The following is a 23572-nucleotide window of genomic DNA, read 5'->3' as shown; positions in this document are numbered from 1 at the left end:
ACGAGTTGATGCCCTGTCGAGGGCTATCGAGCGCTTCCGGCGCGCAGCAGCCGGTCCCCGTTCACCGAGCTGACCTCGGCCACCGCGGAGTACGCGTGCACCGCCACCGGGGCTCGGTCCTCCGAGGTCTCCGGGGTCCCACCGCGCGGCGTCTCGCAGACGCCGCCCTCGTGCCCGTCGCGCAGCACGCAGCGCACCCGCGCCGTCCGCCCGTCCGGTCCGCGCAGGGTGAGCAGAGCGGGCAGCCGGCTGCCGGTCGGGTTGCGGTAGTACGTACGGGCCCAGGTGTCACCCCCTTCCGTCAACACGCAGACGCGAGCCGCCACGCCGTGGGGCGAGACGATTTCCAGCCCGCACGAGGTGGCCGAATCCTCCGCTGCGGACGAGGGAAGAGCGGAGGGGCGCGCCCCGGGCGTCCCGTTCCCGGTCCGATGTGGCTGGGCGGCCTGGAACACCTCCGCGGCAAGATGCGCGTCCTGGCCCGCCACCGCTGCCGCGAGAGGCACCGCGGCGACGAGCGCCACCGCACTGGCGAGTGTGACCACACGGAGCCGGGAAGCTCTCTGTTGCGGCTGGTGCATGAGGGAACCCACCTGGGACGCGGAGAGGACCGGACCGACTGATGAGGTGAACATATCGGGACGGAGGGGCCGCCCAAGCGCTACAGCGACCCGTTTCCCCCGTAACTCCGCTCGGCTCCTACCCGTACGGGTGAATTCCGCATTGCCGGGCCGACGCCGGTGAACCGGCGCGGCGGGTACGGGCGACGGAACGAGCCGGGTACGGGAGACGGCACGAGCCGGGTACGAGCGCCACCGGGCCGACCCCGGCCGCTGGGCAACCGGCTCGGACACCACCGGCTCGGACACGGTGCTCCCGGACACAACCGCCCCGGACACAACCGCCCTGGACACAACCGCCCTGGACGCAGCCGGTGCACGGCGAGAGCGCGGGCGAGACCGCGGGCGGGACCGCGCCGCGCACGTCGCTCAGTAGGCCAGCCGGCTTCCGCTGTCCGGGGACGCGGCGCTCTCCTCGACCAGTACGTCGAGCAGCGTCTCCATCCGGGGCAGCCACGGCCGGCCCGCGTCCGCGCCGCCGGGCTCCCGCTCCCAGCGCACCTTGCCCGCGCCGGTGAGCGAGCCGGGGAGTGCCACGTATCCCCCGTCGCCGTGGAACCGCAGCGAGCTGGGCACCCGGTCCTGGGCGTACAGCAGTTCGCCCAGCTCTTCGAGGGCGTACGGCTCGACCAGCACCGAGAAGCGGGTGGGCGTCGCGATCACCGGGCCGACCCGGACGCCGGTGCGGTCGAACGTCGCGAGCGCCCGGGCCCCGGCGACGGCCGGAAGACTCAGCGCGCAGGGCGCGGTGCCGCCGGTCGCGAGAATGACGGGCGCGTCCGGGCGGTTCCGCCACCACCAGCGCACCATCGTCGGGTCGGTGGTGGCCGCCAGCAGCACGGGGTCGAAGGGGTGCGCCCCCGGAACCACGCACTCAGGGTCCGGACACGCGCAGACAGCAGACGCGCCGCGGGTCCCCGGGGCGGCCAGAGCGGCGCCCGGCACCACCGGCCACTGCCACTCGGCGGCCGCCGTCAGCGCCGTGCTCCGCATCGGTGACCTGTGGTTGTACCGTCCGGACCGCGCCCAGAGCCGTCGGCCCTGGAGCTGCGCCCAGGCCCGGAGGGAGCGTCGCCTTCCGAGGATCTCGCGCATGAGCGCTCGTTCCTTTCCGTGAACGCCGAACAACGCCTATTTCATGAACACCGCAAACACCGCCAACTGGCCGTGCCGACCGATCTCTAGCTCAATCCACCACGCGGAACTCTGGTGACCGTGCGTGCCGAACAGCGCATCATGTTGCGGGTCGCGCATGGAACGTGGCGGGGGGTGGCGCGCACATGGCGTTCGCTCCGTGGACTGCCACCTGCGCCGGTGCTGCTCGTACTTGCTCGTCTTCTACCGGGAACCACTCGTGGTCCGCCCGTACCGCGCATGTGCTGACTGGTGCAATCCTGCGGCTGGTGCCCTCCCGCGAGAGGCGGGCGGGTCAGCGCCCGCTGCTCCCTAGGACGCCGTGACTCTCCACAGGGTTCCGTACCCGCAACAGCGGTGCCAACGCGCCGCCGAATGGCCTCAGTCGACAGCAGTATGCACGCCACGTGGGCGATTTTCCGCCAATCTTCTCATGCCTCGGCCTGCCCCCGTGAGACAGGTCCGCTCGCCGGACATTCTCGGCACCGCAGCGCACGTGCTGGACATGCCCCAACGGCATGTGTAGATGTAGTGGCATTGATAGCGGAGCAGCATGACATGGGGGTTTGCGATGCTATTGGGACAGTTCACCCGCAGCCTGAGCTGCCGTCCATGACCTCCCCGCACCTGCCGAAAGTGGCTGGAATCCAACCGGCGGTTTCCTCGAACCCGTCGCCGACCGCGGCGGCCTCTGCCGCCGCGTCCTCCAAGGCGGCTCCGGGGCCCACTGCCTCCGCCTCTTCCGCCGCCTGTGCTGCGGATTCGTCCGCGCAGGCCGCCGCGCTCGGTCCCGGAGGCTCGCCGGCCGACCGGGACCGGATCGGTGACCTCTCCTGCCTTCACGACCTCACCATTCGCCTCGTTCGCACCACGAGCCTCGACGCGGCGCTCCGCGAGACGCTGCGCGCCGGTGCCACGCTGCTGGGCGCCCCCCGCGGTATGGTCGCGCTCGCGCCCGGCACCGACCCGGGAAGCGAACCCTCCGATTCCCCGGAGCGCGCCACCGAACGCACCATCGGCCTCGGTCTCGGCCGTGCCGACCTGGGCCAGATCGAGACCGTTCCGCGCTTTTCCGCCACTTACGCGCGCGTCCTCGACGCGGAAACCAGCCGCGGCCCTACCGGCGGACCCGATTCCGGTCGCGGCTGTACGACGGGACCGGACTCCGGACCGTCCTCCGGACCGGACTCCGGACCGGACTCCGGACCGGAGGACGGTCCGGAGGACGAAACGGACGGGACGCGTGCGGCGGACGGGACGAGCCGGCCGCACAAACCCGGCCACGGTCTCCACCACGATTCCGGCCACCGAACCGGCCACCGAACGGGCCACGAGCCCGCCCCAGGGGAAGCCGCCCCGGGGGCAGCCGCCCCGGGCGAGGCCGGGACGGGCACCGTCTCCGAGACGGGCCCCGTGCCCGACCCGGGTGCCGGACTCGCCCACCCCGCCCTCGTCTGCCCCGACATCGCCGCCGACCAGGAGCTCTCCCCCCGCCACCGGGAGGTGGCGGCCCGCCTCGGCTACGCGGCCACCTACGGCGTGCCGCTCACCACCGGCTCCGGCACCCGGCTCGGCGCCGCCGTCTGGTTCTTCGACGAACCGGGTGCGCCCGCGGTCCGTCGCCGGGAACTCCTCGACAGCTATCTGCGGCACGCCACTGAGCACTGCGCGCGCCTGGGAGAGCGCGCCCGCACCCGCGCGGACATGGCCACCCTCCGTGAGGAACTGCTGCCCAGCGCGCTCCCCCGCGTCCCCGGGGTCTCTCTCGCGGTACGGCACCGCACGGGTCCGCGCGGCGGCGGAGACTGGTACGACGCGCTGCCGCTGCCGGACCGGGCGGTAGGACTCGCGGTCGGCGGCGTCACCGGCAGCGGACCGGCGGCGGTGGCCGCGATGGGCCGGCTGCGGGCCTCGCTGCGGGCGTATGCGGTGATGGAGGGGGAGGACCCGGTCGCGGTCCTGTCCGATCTGGAACTACTGCTGCGGCTGACCGAACCCTCCTGCTCGGCCACCGCGCTGTTCGCCTACGCGGAGCCCGCGAGCCGCAAGATCCTGCTCGCCGGGGCCGGTCACTGCGCCCCGCTGATCGTCGGCCCCCGGCGCATCGAACCGGTGGAGACCGCGGTCTCGGCGCCGCTGGGGATGCTGGCGTGCTGGGAGGCGCCGAGCGCGGAGGTCGTCCTGCGCGAAGGCGAAACGCTTCTGTGCTACACGGACGGGCTGCTGCACCGCACCGGTCACTCCATGGACCGCGCCTTCGCCCGGCTGCGCTCGGCTGCCGCCTCCGCCCCGCGCCCGGCCCGGGAGGATCCGGACGCCCTCGTCGACCACGTGCTGCGCACGGTGCTGCCCGGGCCACTGGCCGATCTGCCCGACCACCCCGAGGACGTCGTCCTGCTGGCCGCTCGGTTCTGAAGGGCGCCCACCCGGCTTCCGGCCGCTCCCGGTCCCTCCCGGCCCGGGCAACGCGAACGCGCAGCCGCAGACGGGCGCACGGCGGGCGCGCAGTCGGGCGCACAGGCGCGGACGAGCGACGCACCGGCGGCCGGGCAGAGCGGCGCGGCCCGGCGGCGCAAGCGCGCGGCGGTAGCCGCTCGACGTCACCGCCCCACGCCACCACCCGACGTCACCACCCGACGTCACCACCCGACATCGCTGCACAACGTCACATGCGCACGGCTGTGGACCGGACGGGCCCCACCCATACGATGGAAGGTGGTTTTATCCGTCAAAGAGGAGGCAGACGTGGCAGACGCCGCTGACGAGCAGCCGATCAAGCAGCGGAAGAACGGCCTGTACACGGGCGTCTCCGACGAGCTCGCCGCGAACATGAAGTCCGGCTGGAGCGACACCGAGCTGCACGATCTGGAGCCCGTCGCCCAGGCCGCGGAACTCGCCGAGCGGCGCGAGCGGCTGTCGGCGCGCTTCCCCGGCGAGCGTCTGGTGGTCCCCGCGGGCAACCTCAAGACCCGGTCCAACGACACCGAGTACCCCTTCAGGGCCTCCGTCGAGTACGCGTACCTGTCCGGGAACCAGACCGAGGACGGCGTACTCGTCCTGGAACCCACCGGTGCGCACGGCCACCGCGCCACGCTGTACCTGCTGCCCCGCTCCGACCGGGAGAACGGCGAGTTCTGGCTGGACGGCCAGGGCGAGCTGTGGGTCGGCCGACGGCACAGCCTCACCGAGAGCGCGACCCTCTACGGGATGCCCTGCGCCGACGTCCGGACGGTCGCGGACACGCTCCGCGCGGGCACCGGCCCGGTGCGGGTCGTCCGCGGCCACGACGCCGGGGTCGAGGCGGCGCTGGCCGACAAGGTCACCGCCGAGCGGGACGAGGAGCTGCGGGGCTTCCTGTCCGAGATGCGACTGGTCAAGGACGCGTTCGAGATCGGCGAGATGCAGAAGGCCGTCGACTCCACTGTGCGCGGCTTCGAGGACGTCGTCCGCTCCCTCGACAAGGCGGAGGCCACCTCCGAGCGCTACATCGAGGGCACGTTCTTCCTGCGCGCGCGCGTGGAGGGCAACGACATCGGCTACGGCTCCATCTGCGCGGCCGGACCGCACGCCACCACGCTGCACTGGATGCGCAACGACGGTCCGGTGCGCTCGGGCGAGCTGCTGCTGCTCGACGCCGGCGTGGAGACCCACACCCTCTACACGGCCGACGTGACGCGCACCCTGCCGGTCAACGGCCGCTTCACCGAGCTGCAGCGCACGATCTACGACGCGGTGTACGAGGCGCAGGAAGCGGGCATCGCCGCGGTCAAGCCGGGCGGCAAGTACCTCGACTTCCACCGTGCGGCGCAGCGGGTGCTCGCCACCAAGCTGGTGGAATGGGGTCTGGTGGAGGGCCCGGTGGAACGCGTGCTGGAGCTGGGCCTGCAGCGCCGCTGGACGCTGCACGGCACCGGCCACATGCTCGGCATGGACGTGCACGACTGCGCGGTCGCCCGCCGGGAGACCTACGCCGACGGCACGCTGGAGCCGGGCATGTGCCTGACAGTGGAGCCGGGGCTCTACTTCCAGCCCGACGACGAGACCGTGCCCGAGGAGTACCGCGGCATCGGTGTGCGCATCGAGGACGACATCCTGGTGACCGAGGACGGCAACCGGAACATGTCCGCCGCACTGCCGCGCAGCAGCTCCGAAGTGGAGAGCTGGATGGCGAAGCTGCGGGCGTGAGCCCGCGCGCGCACCGGGCGGCAGCACGCGCGGTGCCTCCACGCTGACGGGCACCGTCCGGTACCGGACGCCGCGGGGCGTACCCCGGCACCCGGCCGGCCGGCAGCCCCGGCACCCTCCGGGCGGCAGCCCCGGCACCGGCCGGGTTCCGGACCGGACCATCGAGCACAGCGGCGATGACGGGAGACGACGTCACGGCACGAGCCTGCTGGGCCTGTCATCGACAAGGAAGAGAGCACGCTTTGGTTCCCCGGTTGCGGACCGGACTGCTGTCCGCGTTTCCCTTCCTCGCCATGGGTGCCGTCGGTGCCGCCGATCTGACCGGCGGGTCCGGCATCGGCCTGCAGCCGATGATGGCGCTCGGTCCGGCGTTCGCCGGGCTGAGCGGCGGCAAACGGCGCACCGCGCTGGTCGGTGCGCTGGCGATGGCGCTGTCGATCGCGCTCAGCCTCTACAACGGCCAGTTCGGCGAGCGGCGCGGCAACGCGACGCTGATCTCCGTGGCCGGGGTCTCCGTGGCGGCGCTGCTGGCGACCGCGATGCGGCAGAAGCGGGAGGCGGAGCTGGCCAACGTGCGCTCCATCGCAGAGGCCGCACAGCGGGTGCTGCTGCGCCCGGTGCCGCGCAGCGCCGGGCGGCTGCAGGTGGCCGTCTCCTACACCTCGGCCGTCGCGGAGGCCCGGATCGGCGGCGACCTGTACGAGGTGGTCACCTCGCCGCACGGGGTGCGGGTGATCATCGGCGACGTCCAGGGCAAGGGGCTGGAAGCGGTGGAGACCGCCGCGGTGGTGCTCGGCGCGTTCCGCGAGGCCGCCTACGACGAGCCGGACCTGGCCACCGTGGGGGACCGGCTGGAACGGGCCCTGGACCGGCACCTGCTGGGCGAGAAGTTCGTGACGGCGGTGCTCGCCGAGGTGCCGCACGGGGCCGGGACACGCACCGCGACGCTGCTCAACTTCGGACATCCCGCCCCGCTGGCGATCCGGCAGGACGGCAGCGTGCACTTCGCCGAGCCGCCGCGGCGCTCCCTGCCGCTGGGCCTGGGCCTGCACGGCAGCGAGCCGCCGCGTCCGCACGAGGTGCCGTTCGCGCCGGGCGACCAACTGCTGCTGTACACCGACGGCGTCACCGAGGCCCGCGACAGCGACAACCTCTTCTATCCGCTCGACCACCGTGCCCATCTCCTCAAGGACGCGGACGCGGAGGGCGCGCTGGAGGCGGTGCGGCAGGACATCCAGGAGCATGTGCGCTCTCCGCTGCACGACGACGCCGCCATGCTGCTGCTGCGCTACCGGAATCCCACGGTCTCCCACGCGCAGCGGGCCGCCGCGACCGAGACCTGAGGCAGCGGACGGTCCGGACGGAAGGGCGGTTCCGCCGCATCTGCCGGGGTCCGGCTGCGCCGGACCGGGAGCGGCGTTCCGGCCGCCGCCCGTCGCGCCTGCGGCCCGGACCGGTCCCGCCGGGCACCGGGACCTCCCGGGTCAGGAGGCGGTCATCAGATGCCCGTCGCGGCGGTCGAGCACCTTGTCGAAGCTGACGACGGCTCCACCGCGCCCGGAGCGGTTGCGGAACCGCACGTGATCGGCGAGGGACGCGATCAGGTAGAGGCCGCGCCCGCTCTCCGCCTCGCTCCCGCAGCGGGGGTCGTATCCGGCGGGGAAGCCTGGACCGGTGTCCGCCACCTCGATGCGGCAGCGGTTGCCCTCCAGGTAGGCCGAGACACGGTAGGCGCCGCCCAGGTCACCGGCGGCGCTGCCGTGCTCGACCGCGTTGGCGCACGCCTCCGACAGTGCCAGGCACATGTCGTAGGCGACATCCGGGTCGACGCCGGCCGAGGCCATCGAGCTCAGCAGGAGTTGGCGCGCTAGCGGCACACTGGCGGCTTCGCGCCGTAGCCGGAGAGACCACCACAGGCTGCTCATGCTCACCCTCCATGCGGCTCGACACACGCTTACCTATTGCCTGCGCGTACCGGCACTACGCGGTGCCGCGGCGATGCCCCCCGTACGGCGGAGAGCCCGGCGCCGGGTGGCGGGACCGTGGCCCTTCGTGCGGGTACGGCGGAAGCGCGGACCGGCCTGCACGCCCCCGGCGGAGGGCGCCTGCGCACGCTGGCGCGGAGCACCGGTGGGTCGGTTGAGCACCGGTGGAGCGGGTGTGGCCCTGGTGTGTGCGGCCTGGGACGGCGGTGAGATGATGGCGCGGCCATGACTGCCGGTGCGGACCTGAGACTGCTGCGGGCCGCGGTGTTCGCCGCGGTCTGCGTCACCGTGTCCGCCGCGGGCCATGTGCTCGCCGCCGGAACCGTGCTCCCGTTCGGCACGCTGGCACTCGGCTTCGGCTGCGTCTTCGCGGTCGCCGTCGCGCTCGCCGGGCGGGAGCGCTCGCTGCCCGGTATCGCGGGGCTGCTCGCGCTGGGGCAGGTCGCCCTGCACCTGGTGTTCTCGATGGGCTCCCACAGGCTGCACGCCGAAGCGGCAGCGGCCGCTCCGGGCGCCCCGCAGCCGGGCGGCATCCAGGCTCTGGCGGGGAAGCTGCTGTGCCACGGCGGCGGCGCGCCCCTGAGCGACGCCGAGGCGCGCCGGGTGGTGGTGAGCGCCGGGCTCGATCCGCAGACCGCCGCGGGCGCGAGCGATGCCGGAAGCGCGGCCGGAGGTGCGGCGCACGCCGCGCACGAGACCGCCGCCGCGGGCGCCTTCCCCGGCACCCCGCTCGACTGCCTGCACGAGGCGGCACGTGCCGCGGCCGGTCTGCTGGACGTACCGATGCTGCTCGGGCACCTGTGTGCCGCGCTGCTGCTCGGCTGGATGCTGCGGCGGGGCGAGGCCGCGCTGTGGCGGCTGGTGCGGCTGTCGTCCGGAGCCGCAGCAGTGGCCGAGGAGCTGGTGGCCGCGCGTGCCCTGCGCACCGCCCTGGCCTTCGTCCGGGCCCTGCACAACGGGCTGCTGCCGGGGGTTCCGGCGCGGCCCGTTCCCGAGCGCGCGGAGGACGAGACGGCGCCCCCGTCCTCCCTGCTGCTGCAGCACTCCGTCCACCGGCGCGGCCCGCCCGTGCGGCAGGCGGACGCTTTCGCGCTCGCGGCCTGACGCACGCACGACGCTCACCGGGACCGACCTGCCCGCCCCGCTAGGGGGTGCGGCCGGCGCGGCCGTGGCAGCGGCGCGCGATGCGGGCCCTCGCGCGCCTGCGCCCGCCTCCGGTGCCATGCCATCCGTCCTGTGCCATTCAGGAGCTCATTTCATGAAGATCGCCAACCGCCGCGCCGCAACCGTCTGCGCCCTCGCCGCCGGAACCGTCCTGCTGGTCGCGGGGCCCGCCTCGGCGCACGTCGGCGTCGACCCGCAGGAGGCCGCCAAGGGCGGCTACAGCACCGTCAACTTCAAGGTGCCGAACGAGAAGGACGACGCGTCCACCGTCAAGCTGGAGGTCGCCTTCCCGGCGGACCATCCGCTGACGTCCGTGATGCCGCAGCCGGTACCCGGCTGGGACGTCAAGGTCGAGAAGAAGAAGCTGGACAAGCCGATCACGATGCACGGCGAGAAGGTCACCGAGGCCGTCTCGAAGGTCACCTGGAGCGGCGGGAAGGTGGGGCCGGGCGAGTTCCAGCAGTTCCCCGTCTCCATGGGGCAGCTTCCGAAGGACGCGGACCATCTGGTGTTCAAGGCGCTGCAGACCTATGACGACGACGATGTCGTGCGTTGGATCGAGGAGCCGCAGGAGGGCGCGGCGGAGCCCGAGCACCCGGCGCCGGTGCTGAAGCTGGCGGCGGCGGAGGAGTCCGGAGCGGACGCGGGCGACTCCGCGGCCGACGCCAAGTCTGCCGGAAAGGCCGCCGGAAAGGCCGCGGCAGCCCCTGAGGAGGACGCCGGTTCCGGCTCCGACACCACCGCGCGTGTCCTCGGCGTGGTGGGCATCGTCGTCGGCGTCGCGGGCATCGCCTTCGGCGTCCTGGCGGGGCGCCGCCGCACTGCCTGACCCCGGCCCCGTACCTTCCCCCGCGGTGGTGCGGGCGGCGCCGGTCGCCGCCCGCACCGTCCCGGCCCTGCACGATCCCTACTGCACGATGCGGACAAGCACTATGCGCACCATGAGAACGGCCGCGGCAACCGCGGCACTGGTCGCGGCCGCCGGGCTCGCCCTGGCGGGCTGCGGCTCCGACGACGACGGCGACAGCGCCGCGGACAAGCCGGCGACGGTCGAGCAGCAGCAGCCCAAGGGCGGCACCGTCCTGGACCAGCCCTTCAGCAAGCCCGATCTGACGCTCACCGACACGCACGGCAAGAGCTACGACCTGATCGAGAAGACGAAGGGCCACCCCACGCTGCTCTACTTCGGTTACACGCACTGCCCGGACATCTGCCCGCTGACCATGAGCAACATCTCCCTGGCCAAGTCCAAGCTGCCCAAGGAGCAGCAGAAGAAACTGCGGGTCGTCTTCGTCACGAGTGATCCGAAGCGGGACACCCCCAAGGAGCTCCGGAAGTGGCTGGACGGCCAGGACCCGTCCTTCATCGGGCTCACCGGCGACTTCGACACCATCCAGGCCGGCGCCCGCAGTGTGGGCGTCAGCATCGCGCCCTCGTACAAGAAGAAGAACGGCGACGTCGTCTCCACACACGGTGCCCAGGTACTCGCCTTCTCTCCCGAGGACGACAAGGCGCACGTCCTCTACACGGAGGGCAATTCCGGGCCGGACATCCTCAAGAAGGACCTGCCCAAGCTGATCGAGGGGAAGAACCCGTGACCGCCGCACGCCGCCCGCTCCCCGCCCTGGCACTGGGCGCCGTGTTCGCGCTCGCCCTGACCGGCTGCTCCTCCGGCGGCGGGGACGGGAAGGACGAAGGGAAAGGGGACGGCCGTCCGGAGCTGAAGGTCAGCGGCGCCTACGTGCCGCAGCCGCCGACCGAGGAGATGGCCGGGGGCTTCCTGACCGTACGCAACAGCGGCGACAGCGCCGACAAGCTGACGTCGGTCTCCAGCGACGTGGCGGGCAAGGTCGAACTGCACAAGACCGTCGAACAGCAGATGCAGCGGGTGAAGTCGCTGTCCGTGCCCGCGCACGGCAAGCTCGAACTGGGGCGCGGCGGCAACCATCTGATGCTGATGGAACTGGAGCACAAGCCGACGAAGGGCCAGACGGTCACCTTCGTGCTGCACTTCCAGCGGTCCGGCGCCGTCACGGTCAAGGCTCCCGTCGAAGCGACGAACTACACACACCAGAAGTGAGGTTCGCAGGCGTGTCGTCCACCGTCCCAGGCTCCCTCCGCACCACCTCCCGCGCCACTGTCCGCACGCTGTCGGCCCTCGCCGCGGTCGCTGCCGCGCTGCTGGGAGTGCTGGCACTGGCGGGTCCGGCAGCGGCGCACGCCGCTCTGACGGGCAGCGATCCCGCGGAGGGCGCTGTGGTGGACGACGCGCCCCGGCAGGTCACGCTCGACTTCTCCGAGGGCGTGGCCATGTCGGACGGTGCCATCCGGGTCCTGGACCCGCGGGGTGCGCGGGTCGACACCGGGACGGTCCGCGACACCGGCACGGGCGGCACGGTGCGGCGCACGGTCGCGCTCGACCAGGGGCTGGGCCAGGGCACCTACACCGTCGCCTGGCAGGCCGTCTCCGCGGACAGCCACCCCGTCTCGGGCGCGTTCACCTTCTCGATCGGCAAACCGTCCGAGACGAGCGCGAAGGTGCCGCAGCAGGACGAGAACGCGGGCGGCGGGACCGTGGGCGCCTGCTACGGCATCGGGCGGTACGCCGCCTACGCGGGCTTCGTCCTGCTGATCGGCGGGGCGGCTTTCGTGCTGCTGTGCTCGCCGCGGGCCGCCTCCTCACGCGCGGTGCAGCGCCTGGTGACCACCGGCTGGAGCCTCCTGGCGGCGTCGACGCTGGCGCTGCTGCTGCTGCGCGGGCCCTACACCGGTTCGGGCCGGTTCGCGGACGTCCTCGACCTGGGCGGGCTCAAGGACGTGGTCGCCACCAAGCCGGGAGCCGCTCTCGTCTCCCGGCTGCTGCTGCTCGCGGCCGGTGCGCTCTTCACCTCGGTGCTCTTCGGCGTGTACGCGCGGCAGCGGGCAGCCGACGAGCCGGAGGAGGCACCCCGGGACGGCCGAACCCCTCCGCGGCAGGCAGCCGACGAGCCGGAAGAGACACCCCAGGAGGGCGAAGGCGCGCGGCAGCGGCGCGACCTGCACTACGGGCTGTCCGCCGGCGGCGCCCTGGTGGCCGTCGGTCTCGCGGCGACCTGGGCGCTGGCCGAACACGCCTCCACCGGTATCCAGACCGGGCCGGCAGTGCCCGTGGACGTGCTGCACCTGCTCGCCGTCGCCCTGTGGCTGGGCGGTCTGACCGCACTGTTCTGCCTGCTGCGCTGGGGCCCCTCGCCCACGGGCACGACTGTGCGGCGGTTCTCCCGGCTGGCGTTCGGCTGCGTCGTGGTGCTGGCGGGGACGGGGCTGTACCAGTCGTGGCGGCAGGTGGGCTCCTGGAGCGCGCTGACGGACACCTCGTACGGGCAACTGCTGGTGGTGAAAATCCTGCTGGTGGGGGCCGTGCTGTCGGTCGCCTGGTTCTCCCGGCGGTGGACAACCCGGTTGACCGAACTTCCGGAGCAGACCGGGACGGCACCCCGGAACGCAGCCTCCGGGAGCCAGGGTGCCCCGGCGGGTGCGGCGGCAGCCGTCCCGCACGGTCGCGCCCCGGAACGCGCCACTGTCCGGACAGCCGCACCAGGCGCGGACGACACACCGCAGGCGCGCCGCGCCCACTCGCCGGAGGGCAGCCACCCCGCGCAGGCCCAGGAGAGCACCTCCGACGACCCCGTCCGGGCCGCCCAGTTGGCCCGCCAGCGGGCGGCCGCCGACGCCGCCCGGCAGCGCCGGGAGCGGGAAGCCGATCCGGGGCGCAGCGCGCTGCGCCGCTCGGTTCTGGCCGAGACGGCCCTCGCCGTCGTGCTGCTCGCCGTCACCACGGTCCTGACCGGCACCGAGCCCGGCCGCACCGAGGAGCAGGTCCGTGCGGCCGAGGCGGCGCGTGACCCCGGTGGGCCGGTGGATGTGGAGGTGCCGTTCGACACGGGCGGCCCGGGCGGGAAGGGGAGGGCCGCGCTGGAGATCTCCCCGGGCACCCGCGGCGGGAACACTCTGGAGCTGCGCACCACCGCGCCCAGCGGCAAGCCCGTCGAGGCAGCCGAGGTGAAGGTCGCCTTCACGCTGCCCGCGCGGGACCTCGGCCCGCTGTCCGTTCCGCTCGAACCGGTCGGGCGGGAGAAAGGGCACTGGAGAGCCAGCGGACTCCAGTTGCCCATGGCTGGAAAATGGAAGGTCGCGGTCACCGTCCGCACCTCCGACATCGACCAGGTCACCAAGACCACGACCGCCACCATCGGCTGAGCCGGAACCGAGCGACGACATGAGCACTCAGAACACCCGTAAGACGCGTAAGACTCCGCCCGCGCAGCGCACGCCCGAGGCGCCGGACACACCGGACGGCAGCGACAGCAGCGGCAGCGGCAGCGGCAGCGGCAGCGGCAGCGGCAGCGGCAGCGGCGACAGCGGGGCCGACGACAGCGGGGCCGGCGGGCAGGGCCGGGAGCCGCAGCAGAACGGGCGGATCTCCCGTCGGCGGCTGCTGGGCACCGCCTCGGCGGCAGGCGCCGCAGGGCTGGCCGCGGGCGCAGCAGGCGGCGCCTGGGCCCACTCGGCGGCCCAGGACGCGCCACCCACCGCCCTGTCCTCGCTGGGCTCCGCAGCCGTGTCCTTCCACGGCACGCACCAGGCCGGAATCGTGGCCCCCGCCCAGGCGCACGGTCATCTGCTCGCCTTCGACCTCGCGCCCCGGGCAGGTCGCAAGCAGGCCGCGGCACTGCTGCGCCGCTGGTCGGAGGCGGCCCGGCGGATGATGGCCGGCGAACCGCCCGCGGACGGCGAGCGGGACACCGGGATCGCGCTGGACGCCGGTCCCGCCTCGCTGACGGTCACCTTCGGATTCGGCCGTACGTTCTTCTCCCGTACCGGGCTCACGGACCGGCTGCCGACGCAGCTCGCACCGCTGCCGGACTTCTCGGCGGACGCGCTGGACAAGAAGCGCTCGGACGGGGACCTGTGGGTGCAGATCGGTGCGGACGACGCGCTGGTCGCCTTCCACGCGCTGCGGGCCCTGCAGCGCGAGGCGGCGGACACGGCACGGGTGCGCTGGCAGATGTCCGGTTTCAACCGCTCTCCTGGCGCCACCGAGCACCCCCGCACGATGCGCAACCTGATGGGCCAGGTCGACGGGACCAACAATCCCCGACCCGAGGAGAAGGACTTCACCGAGCGGATCTTCGTACCGGCTTCGGGTGCCCCCTCCTGGATGGCCGGGGGCTCCTACGTGGTGCAGCGGCGGATCCGGATGCTGCTCGACGCGTGGGACACCCACTCGCTCGGCGAGCAGGAGCAGGTCATCGGGCGGCGCAAGTCCGACGGAGCGCCGCTCTCCGGGGGCCATGAGCGGACCACGCCCGACCTGGACAAGCGGGGGCCGGACGGGCAGCCGCTGATCGCCGCGAACGCGCACATCCGGGTGACGGCCCCGGCGAGCAACGGGGGAGCGGCGATGCTGCGCCGCTCGTTCTCCTTCCACGACGGGTTCCGCGACGACGGCACGCCGGACGCCGGGTTGCTCTTCGTGGCCTGGCAGGCCGATCCGCTGCGCGGCTTCGTCCCGGTGCAGCGCAAGCTCGACCGGGGGGACGCCCTGTCGCGGTTCCTGCGGCACGAGGCGAGTGCGCTGTTCGCGGTGCCGGGAGGCCCGCGCAAGGGCGAGTACGTGGGCCAGCGGCTGCTCGAAGGCTGAGATCGGCAGCCGGTGCCCTGCGGACCGGACTACCGTGGCGGCATGTCATCTGCGAGCCGCTACACGTACCTCGGCCCCGAGGGCACCTTCACCGAGGCCGCGCTGCACACCCTGCCGGAGGCAGCAACCCGCCAGCTCACCCCCATGGTGTCCGTTCCGGCGGCCCTGGACCCCGTCCGGAACGGGGAGGCCCAAGCGGCGTTCGTGCCGATCGAGAACTCGGTGGAGGGCGGCGTCACGGCCACCCTGGACGAGCTGAGGGGCGGCAGCCGGCTGATGATCTACCGCGAGGTGCTGCTGCCGATCGCCTTCGCGCTGCTGGTGCGGCCCGGCACCCCCCTGGCGGAGGTCAAGACCGTCACCGGCCATCCGGTCGCCCAGCCGCAGGTGCGCAACTGGCTCGCAGCGCATCTGCCGGACGCCGTGTGGGAGTCGGCGGCCTCCAACGCGGACGGCGCCCGGCTGGTGCAGGAGGGCCGTTACGACGCCGCGTTCGCGGGTGAGTTCGCCGCCGCGACCTACGGTCTGGAGCCGCTGGTCACCGACATCCACGACGCGGAGAACGCGACCACCCGGTTCGTGCTGCTGGGGCCGCCCGGGCGCCCGGCGGCGCCGACGGGCGCGGACAAGACCTCGGTGGTCTTCTGGCTGCGCGGGGACCAACCCGGCGCGCTGCTGGAGGTACTGCACGAGTACGCCTCGCGCGGCGTCAACATGATGCGGATCGAGTCGCGGCCCACGGGCGAGGGCATCGGGCAGTACTGCTTCCAGATCGACTCCGAGGGCCATGTGCAGGACCGCCGGGTGGGCGACGTGCTGATGGGGCTGCGGCGCTCCTGCCGCGCGGTGCGCTTCCTGGGGTCGTACCCGCGTGCCGACCGGCAGCCGCCGACGCTGCGCTCGGGCACCGCGGACGAGGACTTCGTGGCGGCGGCCGACTGGCTGTCGCGGTGCCTGGACGGGCGGGACTGAGCGGACGGTGTCGAGGGGACGGTGCTGAGCGGACGCGGTCCTGAACGCGCTGGGCGGCGCTGGGCGGCGCCGAGCAGACGGGCCGGATCGCGACCGGGGCTGCACCGGCAGCACCGGATCGCGGCGGGACGGTCGCGCGGGCGCCGGGATCCGCCGGACGGGGGTGCACCGGGGCCTGGACCGATCGGTTCCGGGCCCTGGGGTGGCCGCCGCCCGGGTCCCGGGGGCCGTTCCGGCCGTCGCAGGGGGCCGGGAGGCGCCGTACACAGGTGCCGCGAAGTTATCCACAGGCGTGGAGGGCGACCTGTGCACAAGTCGACAGAGAAAACGGACGCAGTCGACAAAACGGCATACAGACCGCATCCCTCTCCACAGGCCGCACCCCTCACCGCGTCACCGCAATTCCCTTGATCAACTCTTTGGGGTGAGCTATTCCCCCTCGATTGGGTGGGAATTTCGGGTTTACCCCAGGAATTCTGCGCCGATCACACAGGCGCCGGAACGGAACGCCCTCATTTCCACAGCACCTCTTCCACTCCTGTGGAAAACTCGACCGCCACACTCCCCGTCTGTGGATAAGTGCACCCGGAGGGCCCGCTCAACTCCCCCGCGAGCACCCTCAGTCCACCCGGTCCCCGCGCGGTGCGCGACATCGAGCCGCCCTGCACGGAAGGCGGAAAGCCGGAGAATCGGAAGAACGGAAATCCCCGAGAGGCAGCATTTCACCGGAATAACAAACCCCTCAATTCGGACAAAATACATCAAAGGGATGTCGAATCGAGCGGCGCCCGGGGCCACCGGTACCCTGGCGGGGTGATTGACCTTCGCCTGCTCCGTGAGGACCCCGACCGTGCGCGCGCCTCCCAGCGCGCCCGTGGAGAGGACGTCGACCTCGTCGACGCGGTGCTCTCCGCCGACGAGCGGCGCAGGTCCTCCAGTGTCCGCTTCGACGAACTCCGCTCCGAGCAGAAGCAGCTCGGCAAGCTCATCCCGAAGGCCGCGGGCGAGGAGAAGGACGAACTGCTGCGCCGCGCAGGGGAACTGGCGGGCGCCGTGAAGGCCGCCGACGCGGAGAAGGACGAGGCCGCGGAGGAGACCCAGCGGTTGCTGCGCCGGCTCAGCAACCTGGTGCACCCGGACGTCCCGGTCGGCGGCGAGGAGGACTTCACCGTCCTGGAGACCCTCGGGACGCCCCGCGACTTCGCGGCCGAGGGCTTCGAGCCCAAGGACCATCTGGAGCTGGGCCAGAAGCTCGGCGCCATCGACGTCGAGCGCGGCGCCAAGGTGTCGGGCTCGCGCTTCTACTTCCTCACCGGCGTGGGGGCCCTGCTGGAGCTCGCCCTGGTCAACGCGGCGATCGCCCAGGCGACCGAGGCCGGCTTCACCCCGATGCTGACACCGGCGCTGGTCAAGCAGCAGGCCATGGACGGCACCGGCTTCCTCGGCCAGGCCGCGCAGGACGTCTACCACCTGGACAAGGACGACCTGTACCTCGTCGGCACCTCCGAGGTGGCGCTGGCCGGCTACCACATGGACGAGATCATCGAGGCCGACCGGCTGCCGCTGCGCTACGCCGCCTTCTCGCCCTGCTTCCGCCGCGAGGCGGGCTCGTACGGCAAGGACACCCGCGGCATCTTCCGCGTCCACCAGTTCGACAAGGTGGAGATGTTCTCCTACGTCGCGCCTGAGGACTCCCAGGAGGAGCACCGCAGGCTGCTGCAGTGGGAGAAGCAGTGGCTCTCGTCCCTGGAGCTGCCGTTCCAGGTGATCGATGTGGCCACCGGCGACCTGGGCTCCTCGGCGGCCCGCAAGTTCGACTGCGAGGCGTGGATCCCCACCCAGGGCAAGTACCGCGAGCTGACCTCCACCTCGGACTGCACCGAGTTCCAGTCCCGCCGGCTCGCGGTCCGGATGCGCGACAGCCGCGACGGCAAGGCCGTGCGGCCGCTGGCGACACTGAACGGCACACTGTGCGCGGTCCCCCGCACCATCGTCGCGCTGCTGGAGAACCACCAGCAGGAGGACGGCTCGGTGTGGATCCCGCCGGTGCTGCGGCCGTATCTGGGCGGCCGTGCGGCACTGGAACCGGTCGCCAGGTGAGCACGCCGTCCGCAGCCCCTTCCGGCCCGCCCGCCTTCCCCTACCGTCTGATCGCCACCGACCTCGACGGCACCCTGCTGCGCTCCGACGACACCGTCTCGGAGCGCACCCGGACCGCGCTGCAGGCCGCCACCGCGCGGGGTGCCGCGCACATCGTCGTCACCGGCCGGGCCGTGCCGTGGACGAAGCAGATCCTGGCGGACCTCGGCCACCACGGGCTGGCGGTGTGCGCACAGGGATCGCAGGTGTACGACGCGGGCTCGGGCCGGCTGCTGACCTCCGTCACCCTCGACAGGCGAGTCGCCGAACAGGCGCTCACCCTGCTCGAAAAGGAGGTGGGCACCGTCGCGGTGGCCGCATCGCGGGACGGCCTGGACGGCGAGGTACTGGCCGGGCCCGGGTACCGCGTCCACGACGGGCCGCTGCCCTACGTCCCGTTCGAGGACCGCGAGACCATCTGGCGGAAGCCGCTCAACAAGCTCTACATCCAGCACCCGCAGCTCGGCGACGACGAGTTGGTGAAGGCCGCACGGGCCGCCGTCGGCGACCTGGTGGGCGTGGTCATGGCCGGTGAGGGCATCGTGGAGCTGCTCCCGCTGGGTCTCAGCAAGGCCAAGGGGCTCGCGCTGGCGGCCCGGCGGCTCAAGGTCCGCGCGGCCGAGACCCTCGCCTTCGGCGACATGCCCAACGACATCCCCATGTTCGCCTGGGCGGGGCGTGGTGTCGCCATGGAGAACGGCCACGAGGAACTGCTGGCCGTCGCCGACGAGGTGACCGCCTCCAACGACGAGGACGGCATCGCCCGGGTGCTGGAGCGGCTGGCCGCGTAGGAAGTCGCCTTCGCCGCCCGGCGCGCTGCCGGAGGCCGGGCGCGCCCGTCCGGTGGCCAGGCTGTCGACGGGCGCGCCTCAGGGCGCCCTGTGCGGATCCTGCCGGGCTCGCGTGCTGCGGACCTGGCTCTGCAGGAAGGGGCCGGGCCCCTTCAGGCTGCGCACGACCGGGTAGGTCTCGACATTCTGCACCCCCGAGAGCCGCGCGACCGGACCTGTCAGGTACGCGTAGAGCTCCCTGGTGTCCCGGCAGACGACCGTCAGGAACAGGTTCGCCGCACCCGTGGTGGCGCACGCGAACGCCACCTCCTCGTGCGCGGCCAGTGCCTCCCCCGTGGCGTGCAGCCGGGCGGGCGGTACGGAGAGCCACACCGCTGCCCGCAGCCCCTGGCCGAAGACGCGCGGCCCGTACTCGACGTCGAAGTAGAGCGCTCCGCAGCCGCGCAGTTCCGCCATCCGCCGGCGCACCGCGGACGGCGACCAGCCGGTCGCCGAGGCCAGTTCGGCCACCGGGGTGCGGCCGTCGTGAGCCAGCCGGGTGAGCAGCGTGCGGTCGTCGGCGGTGAGCCGGACCGGCTCCTCGGGCGGGGTGGGCGGCGGCGGGGCGAGCTGCGCCACCTGGTCGGGCGAGAGCATCCCGGACTTGAGGATGAGCCCCTCGGCGCCGCCGAAGAACTGGTGGAGCTGGCAATAGGCGTGCACGGCCAGCACGCGTGGGGTGCGCGGCAGTTCGCGCAGCAGCAGCGCCTCACCACCGCCCTCGTGCGTCCAGTCGGAGCCGGCCCGCGCGACCGCGCTGACCTCGGTGCCGCCCGCCATCATCGCCACCCAGGTGGTGTCCGTGCGGCGCGCCAGCGCCTCCGCCAGCGGGACAGCCGCATCCGGAGTCGTGGAGACGCGGACCAGCCAGACGGTCTCGCCCAGGACGGCGGGCTCCGTGAGTCCCAGGACGCGCATGCTCCGGTCGGCGCGCAGCCGCGCCCAGCGGCGCGCGATCGTCTGGTCGGAGACCCCGAGCACCTCGGCGATCCGCGAGAAGGCGAGCCGCCCGTCGAGCTGCAGGGCGTGGGCGATCCGCCGGTCGAGGTCGTCCAGGGGCGCGGAGTCCCTGGACGGTCCGCCTCTTCCGGCGGTCGGACGGTGACCGGCAGAGGTCCTGCTGCCGCGGCGGCTGATGTCGGATCGCACCGTCAGAACGCTAGCCGATGTCGGATCCCGCCACCTCCGCGACTGTGAATGGGTCCTGAGGGGAGGCCAGGCCGAGCCTGGCGGCATGGAGAACGAGAACAACGGCGGCCGCTCATGGTGGCCGCTGGCCGCCCTCTGTCTGGGCGGCTTCATGCTGCTGATCGATGTGACGATCGTGAACACCGCGCTGCCCAGGATGGCGACCTCGCTGGACGCCTCGTTCACCTCCCTGCAGTGGGTGGTGGACATCTACGCCGTGGCGCTGGCCGCGCTGCTCCTGGTGGCGGGCTCCCTGGCCGACCTGCACGGCAGACGCCGGGTCTTCGTCGTCGGTCTGGTGCTCTTCGCCCTGGCCTCACTGGCCTGCGGACTCGCGCCGGACGCCGGGACGCTGATCGCCGCGCGCGCCGTACAGGGGGTGGGCGCCGCAGCGGTGTTCGCGGCGAACGCCCCACTGATCACCGCGACCTACCAGGGGCGCGACAGAGGCATCGCCTTCGGTGTGTGGGGCGCGGTCAACGGCGCCGCGGCCGGATGCGGACTGGCGCTGGGCGGGGTGCTGACCGAATACGTCAACTGGCGCGCCGTCTTCTTCGTCAACGTGCCGCTGACGCTGATCGCGCTGTGGATCACTTTCCGCACCGTGCCGGAGTCCCGTGCGCCGCGACGGGCAGGTGCGCGTGTGGACCGGGCGGGCGCCGTGCTGTTCACACTGTGCGCGGGCACGTTGACGTACGGACTGGTGCGGGGCGGCGACGCCGGATGGAGCGACCTGCGCGCCGTCGGCTCGCTGGTGGTGTCGGTGCTGACCGGCGCCGCTTTCGTCCTGGTGGAGCGGGCCCGCTCCGCTGCGCGGCCCCGCGGAGCCGCGCAGCGGGGGGACGCACCCGCGGGCCCGGAGCCGCTGCTGGACCTGGCGCTGCTGCGGAACCGCTCGTTCGCCGTCCTGATGGCCACCGCGCTGCTGACGCAGGCCGCCGCGTTCGCACACTTCATCTACAGCGCGCTGTGGGCGCAGTCGGTGCTGGGAATGAGCCCGCTGGAGACGGGGCTGGCCATCCTTCCGATGGCCGGGGTCTCCTTCGTCGTCGCGAGCCTCTTCGGCGGCCGGCTGCAGCGGCTGCGGCCGCAGTACCCGCTGGGTCTCGGCGTACTGGTGATCGGCGCGGGGGTGCTGACCCAGCTCGCGGTGGTGCCGGAGTCCTCCTGGACGGTGCTGCTGCCCGGCTGCGTCCTGATCGGTGTCGGAGTCGGCATGGCCGTCCCGGTGCTGATATCGGCCGCGCTGAGCGCCCTGCCGCCGGAGCGGGCGGGGGTCGCCAGCGGCGCCGTGAACACCTTCCGGCAGTTGGGCTACGCACTCGGGGTCGCCGTGCTCGGTACCGTCTTCGCCGGCCGGGTGCGGGAGGTGCTGACCGACCACGGTGTGCCGCGGGCGGCGGCCGAGGCCGCCGGAGGCGGCCGCGCACGGGAGGCCGGGGTTCCGATGGAGTTGGTCCGCGAGGCGTTCGCCGCCGGGCTCGACCGGATCTTCCTGCTCTGCGGCGCCGCGGCGCTGGCGGCGGGCGCCGCGGTGCTGCTGTGCGTTCGCGGACGCGCGGCGACCGAGCACGGATCCGGTGGCGGGAGCGGCCCCGGGCACCCGGAGACGCCGGAGCAGGGCCACGGACCGGACGGTGCGGCCGTGCCGGACGCGCGGCGGCCGGTTCACTCCACCGCGCCGTAGGGGCCTTCCTGGGAGACCCCGTGGAAGACCCCGTCGGACGGGTCGCGGGGCGGCCTCGGATCGGCCCTCCGATCGGCCCCCCGGGATCGGCCCTCGGGACGGCCCTCAGACCGGCCCTCGGAGCGGCCCTCGGAGCGGCCCTCGGAGCGTCTCCGGAAACGCCCCCGGGGGCCTGCCGTCCGACCCGTCCGACGGGGCACCCGCGCCCTGCTGGTCGTACAGCGCGGCCGTCTCGCGGACCCGGAGCAGCAGTTCGTCGACGGCCTCGGGCGGATCGACCACCCGCACCCAGGGGCCGAACTGGAGGAGCACCGAAACGGCGGGGAGGGCGGAGAACGCGAGACGGGCGGTGACCCAGTCCCCCTCGTCTCCCTCTCCTTCGGCTCTCTGGTCTCCCTCGTCCCCACCGTCCCCCGTGCCCCGTCCCGCGGAGTCGCCGTCCGCCTCGGTACCGAGGGGTGCGGCCAGGACGGGCGCGACGATCCGGGCGAACATGTCCAGCCGGGACCTGTGCACCCGTGCGGTCACCCGCACGTCCCGGTTCCGTTCCTCCACCCGGCGCCGCAGCGTCCGCCACACCTCCGCGAGTTCGATCCCCTCGCGCCGCCGCACGGGGTCCTCCAGCGCGGTCGCGGCGGCGATCCGGTCGGCGCGGAAGAGGGCCGGGGAGCCGCGCCGGTCGGCGACCAGATACCAGACACCCGCCTTGTTGACGAGACCGTACGGATCGACGGTGTAGGTGCGCGGTCGGCTGTCGCCGCTGTGCCGGTAGCGGATGCGCAGCCTGCGGTCGGCGAAGACCGCGGTGTGCAGCACATCCAGTTGGACCTCGGCGCGGGGGCCGGGCAGCCACCGGTCCGGGTCGACCAGGATGCGGCGGCTGGTGAGGTCGGCGGCCGGACGGTGCGGGGCGGGCAGCGCCGCCATCACCTTGCGGAGCGCGGATGCCAGCGCGCTGTCGAGGCCGAGCGCCGAGTGCGGGCCCGGTGCGGCCAGCACGAACAGCGCGCGGGCCTCGTCCGCCGTCAGTCCGGTCACGTCGGTGCGGTAGCCGGGCAGGAGCGTGATGCCGCCGTGCCGGCCGCGCTCCGCGTACACCGGGACCCCGGCCGCCGACAGCGCCTCGATGTCCCGGTAGATGGTGCGTGCGGAGACCTCGAGCTCCGCCGCCAGCTCCTCGGCGGGCACGCGGCCGCGGGTCTGGAGGAGCAGCAGGATGGCCAGCAACCGGTCGGATTTCACCCCACCAGAGTGCCGGAAGAATGTTGACGGGTCGTGTCAGGTTTTCCCGGCAGACTCTCCTCCGTCGAAGCCGCGGCTCCGCACCCGCGGAGCCTGACGCACCGAGGAGAGAACTGTGAGCAGCACACCGGCGATCCCCGACCCCCGCCCGCTGTACGCCCGCGCCACCGCGCAGTTGGCGACGCTGGTCGCCGCCGTCCGGCCCGCGCAGCTCGACGGGCCGACTCCGTGCACCGAGTACGACGTGCGCTCCCTGCTGGGCCATCTCGTCGGCGGCACGCGCCGCATCTCCGCGGTTCCCGGGGGCGGCGACGGCAAGGGTGCCGACGTACCCGAGTGGACGGCCGACGTACCTGCAGGACAGTGGCCGGAGCTCTTCGAGGACGGCCGCACGCGCATGAGCGAAGCCTGGGCGGACGACGCGCTCATGGAGACCGTCGTGACGGTGCCCTGGGGCCGGGTGCCGGGCCGGTTGGCGCTCTCCGGGGCGGTGATGGAGACCGCGGCCCACACCTGGGACCTGGCCCGTGCGATCGGCTGGAGCGGAACGCTGGACGAGGAGGTGGGACGGTTCGCACTGGGCGTCGCGCAGCAGGCGGTGCCCACGGCGGGCCGGGAGCGGCTGCCCTTCGGTGAGGTGCGGGAGGCCCCGGCCGGGGCCGACGGTTACGGGCAGCTCGCCGCCTGGCTGGGCCGGGACCCCGAGTGGCGGGCACCCGCGGCAGCTCAGTAGGGCGGCGGAC

Annotated in this window: 19 protein-coding genes; 14 read left to right on the top strand and 5 right to left on the bottom strand. The window is 73.3% G+C overall.

Going from position 1 to position 23572, the window contains the following annotated elements; all coding sequences use genetic code 11:
- Positions 1 to 23: 23 nt before the first annotated feature.
- Together BMX65_RS06465 and BMX65_RS06460 are read right to left on the bottom strand one after the other, a co-directional pair.
- A complete protein-coding gene (locus tag BMX65_RS06465; RefSeq protein ID WP_074999146.1) occupies positions 24 to 581 on the bottom strand; it encodes a hypothetical protein in 558 nt (185 codons plus the stop codon).
- Between the two features lie 408 nt (positions 582 to 989).
- On the bottom strand, positions 990 to 1715 hold the full coding sequence (locus tag BMX65_RS06460) for a bifunctional DNA primase/polymerase (RefSeq protein WP_074999145.1): 726 nt from the start codon (positions 1713 to 1715) through the stop codon (positions 990 to 992).
- A gap of 651 nt (positions 1716 to 2366) precedes the next feature.
- Here BMX65_RS06460 and BMX65_RS06455 point away from each other — a divergent pair.
- The 3 genes from BMX65_RS06455 (at position 2367) to BMX65_RS06445 (ending at position 7282) form a co-directional block, all read left to right on the top strand.
- Positions 2367 to 4169: a PP2C family protein-serine/threonine phosphatase gene (locus BMX65_RS06455; RefSeq protein WP_079171718.1), complete on the top strand. Its 1803-nt coding sequence runs from the start codon at positions 2367 to 2369 to the stop codon at positions 4167 to 4169.
- Between the two features lie 330 nt (positions 4170 to 4499).
- Positions 4500 to 5939 (top strand): aminopeptidase P family protein, encoded by a 1440-nt coding sequence (locus BMX65_RS06450; protein ID WP_239502047.1) that lies wholly within the window; start codon positions 4500 to 4502, stop codon positions 5937 to 5939.
- Positions 5940 to 6181: 242 nt separating this feature from the next.
- Positions 6182 to 7282, top strand: coding sequence for a PP2C family protein-serine/threonine phosphatase (locus tag BMX65_RS06445; RefSeq protein ID WP_074999143.1), 1101 nt, complete (start codon positions 6182 to 6184; stop codon positions 7280 to 7282).
- A gap of 141 nt (positions 7283 to 7423) precedes the next feature.
- On the opposite strand, the gene BMX65_RS06440 is transcribed toward BMX65_RS06445, so the two are convergent.
- Positions 7424 to 7864 carry an ATP-binding protein gene (locus BMX65_RS06440; RefSeq protein ID WP_074999142.1) on the bottom strand — a complete coding sequence of 147 codons (441 nt, stop codon included), beginning with the start codon at positions 7862 to 7864 and terminating at the stop codon, positions 7424 to 7426.
- A 285-nt stretch (positions 7865 to 8149) separates the two neighbouring features.
- Here BMX65_RS06440 and BMX65_RS06435 point away from each other — a divergent pair, with 285 nt between their 5' ends.
- From BMX65_RS06435 to BMX65_RS06395, 9 genes are all read left to right on the top strand, one after another.
- On the top strand, positions 8150 to 9028 hold the full coding sequence (locus tag BMX65_RS06435) for a hypothetical protein (protein ID WP_074999141.1): 879 nt from the start codon (positions 8150 to 8152) through the stop codon (positions 9026 to 9028).
- 154 nt (positions 9029 to 9182) lie between these two features.
- Positions 9183 to 9917, top strand: coding sequence for a YcnI family copper-binding membrane protein (locus BMX65_RS06430; RefSeq protein WP_074999140.1), 735 nt, complete (start codon positions 9183 to 9185; stop codon positions 9915 to 9917).
- A gap of 103 nt (positions 9918 to 10020) precedes the next feature.
- Positions 10021 to 10686 carry an SCO family protein gene (locus BMX65_RS06425; protein WP_074999139.1) on the top strand — a complete coding sequence of 222 codons (666 nt, stop codon included), beginning with the start codon at positions 10021 to 10023 and terminating at the stop codon, positions 10684 to 10686.
- Positions 10683 to 11168, top strand: a complete 486-nt coding sequence (locus tag BMX65_RS06420) for a copper chaperone PCu(A)C (RefSeq protein WP_074999138.1) — start codon at positions 10683 to 10685, stop codon at positions 11166 to 11168. The genes BMX65_RS06425 and BMX65_RS06420 overlap by 4 nt, the downstream gene beginning before the upstream one ends.
- An 11-nt stretch (positions 11169 to 11179) precedes the next feature.
- On the top strand, positions 11180 to 13327 hold the full coding sequence (locus BMX65_RS06415) for a copper resistance protein CopC (protein ID WP_074999137.1): 2148 nt from the start codon (positions 11180 to 11182) through the stop codon (positions 13325 to 13327).
- A 19-nt stretch (positions 13328 to 13346) separates the two neighbouring features.
- Positions 13347 to 14771 carry an iron uptake transporter deferrochelatase/peroxidase subunit gene (gene efeB, locus BMX65_RS06410; protein ID WP_074999136.1) on the top strand — a complete coding sequence of 475 codons (1425 nt, stop codon included), beginning with the start codon at positions 13347 to 13349 and terminating at the stop codon, positions 14769 to 14771.
- A gap of 42 nt (positions 14772 to 14813) precedes the next feature.
- Complete coding sequence (pheA, locus tag BMX65_RS06405; RefSeq protein WP_074999135.1) at positions 14814 to 15743, top strand: prephenate dehydratase; 930 nt, start codon at positions 14814 to 14816, stop codon at positions 15741 to 15743.
- An 813-nt stretch (positions 15744 to 16556) separates the two neighbouring features.
- The gene (serS, locus tag BMX65_RS06400) at positions 16557 to 17843 is read left to right on the top strand and encodes a serine--tRNA ligase (RefSeq protein WP_074999134.1); all 1287 of its coding nucleotides are present in this window, start codon (positions 16557 to 16559) and stop codon (positions 17841 to 17843) included.
- Complete coding sequence (locus tag BMX65_RS06395) at positions 17840 to 18673, top strand: HAD family hydrolase (RefSeq protein WP_074999133.1); 834 nt, start codon at positions 17840 to 17842, stop codon at positions 18671 to 18673. The genes serS and BMX65_RS06395 overlap by 4 nt, the downstream gene beginning before the upstream one ends.
- 78 nt (positions 18674 to 18751) lie before the next feature.
- On the opposite strand, the gene BMX65_RS06390 is transcribed toward BMX65_RS06395, so the two are convergent.
- Positions 18752 to 19861, bottom strand: a complete 1110-nt coding sequence (locus tag BMX65_RS06390; RefSeq protein ID WP_079171717.1) for an Lrp/AsnC family transcriptional regulator — start codon at positions 19859 to 19861, stop codon at positions 18752 to 18754.
- Between the two features lie 85 nt (positions 19862 to 19946).
- Between BMX65_RS06390 and BMX65_RS06385 the strand changes: the two genes are divergently transcribed.
- Positions 19947 to 21587 (top strand): MFS transporter, encoded by a 1641-nt coding sequence (locus BMX65_RS06385; protein ID WP_074999132.1) that lies wholly within the window; start codon positions 19947 to 19949, stop codon positions 21585 to 21587.
- Positions 21588 to 21692: 105 nt separating this feature from the next.
- Here BMX65_RS06385 and BMX65_RS06380 read toward each other — a convergent pair whose 3' ends face one another.
- Positions 21693 to 22829, bottom strand: coding sequence for a helix-turn-helix transcriptional regulator (locus tag BMX65_RS06380; protein ID WP_074999131.1), 1137 nt, complete (start codon positions 22827 to 22829; stop codon positions 21693 to 21695).
- Between the two features lie 115 nt (positions 22830 to 22944).
- On the opposite strand from BMX65_RS06380, the gene BMX65_RS06375 reads away from it, so the two are divergent.
- Positions 22945 to 23562: a TIGR03086 family metal-binding protein gene (locus BMX65_RS06375; protein ID WP_074999130.1), complete on the top strand. Its 618-nt coding sequence runs from the start codon at positions 22945 to 22947 to the stop codon at positions 23560 to 23562.
- Positions 23563 to 23572 lie beyond the last annotated feature (10 nt).

Origin of the sequence: Streptomyces qinglanensis (genome assembly GCF_900111245.1) — a bacterium.
In the GTDB taxonomy this organism is placed as follows: domain Bacteria; phylum Actinomycetota; class Actinomycetes; order Streptomycetales; family Streptomycetaceae; genus Streptomyces; species Streptomyces qinglanensis.
This window is presented reverse-complemented; position numbering and strand designations above follow the sequence as displayed.

Coding starts and splice junctions, on each gene's coding strand:
- BMX65_RS06425 (WP_074999139.1), top strand. CDS start 10,021: ATGCGCACCATGAGAACGGCCGCGGCAACCGCGGCACTGGTCGCGGCC.
- BMX65_RS06430 (WP_074999140.1), top strand. CDS start 9,183: ATGAAGATCGCCAACCGCCGCGCCGCAACCGTCTGCGCCCTCGCCGCC.
- BMX65_RS06435 (WP_074999141.1), top strand. CDS start 8,150: ATGACTGCCGGTGCGGACCTGAGACTGCTGCGGGCCGCGGTGTTCGCC.
- BMX65_RS06455 (WP_079171718.1), top strand. CDS start 2,367: ATGACCTCCCCGCACCTGCCGAAAGTGGCTGGAATCCAACCGGCGGTT.
- pheA (WP_074999135.1), top strand. CDS start 14,814: ATGTCATCTGCGAGCCGCTACACGTACCTCGGCCCCGAGGGCACCTTC.
- BMX65_RS06440 (WP_074999142.1), bottom strand. CDS start 7,864: ATGAGCAGCCTGTGGTGGTCTCTCCGGCTACGGCGCGAAGCCGCCAGT.
- BMX65_RS06460 (WP_074999145.1), bottom strand. CDS start 1,715: ATGCGCGAGATCCTCGGAAGGCGACGCTCCCTCCGGGCCTGGGCGCAG.
- efeB (WP_074999136.1), top strand. CDS start 13,347: ATGAGCACTCAGAACACCCGTAAGACGCGTAAGACTCCGCCCGCGCAG.
- BMX65_RS06465 (WP_074999146.1), bottom strand. CDS start 581: ATGCACCAGCCGCAACAGAGAGCTTCCCGGCTCCGTGTGGTCACACTC.
- BMX65_RS06385 (WP_074999132.1), top strand. CDS start 19,947: ATGGAGAACGAGAACAACGGCGGCCGCTCATGGTGGCCGCTGGCCGCC.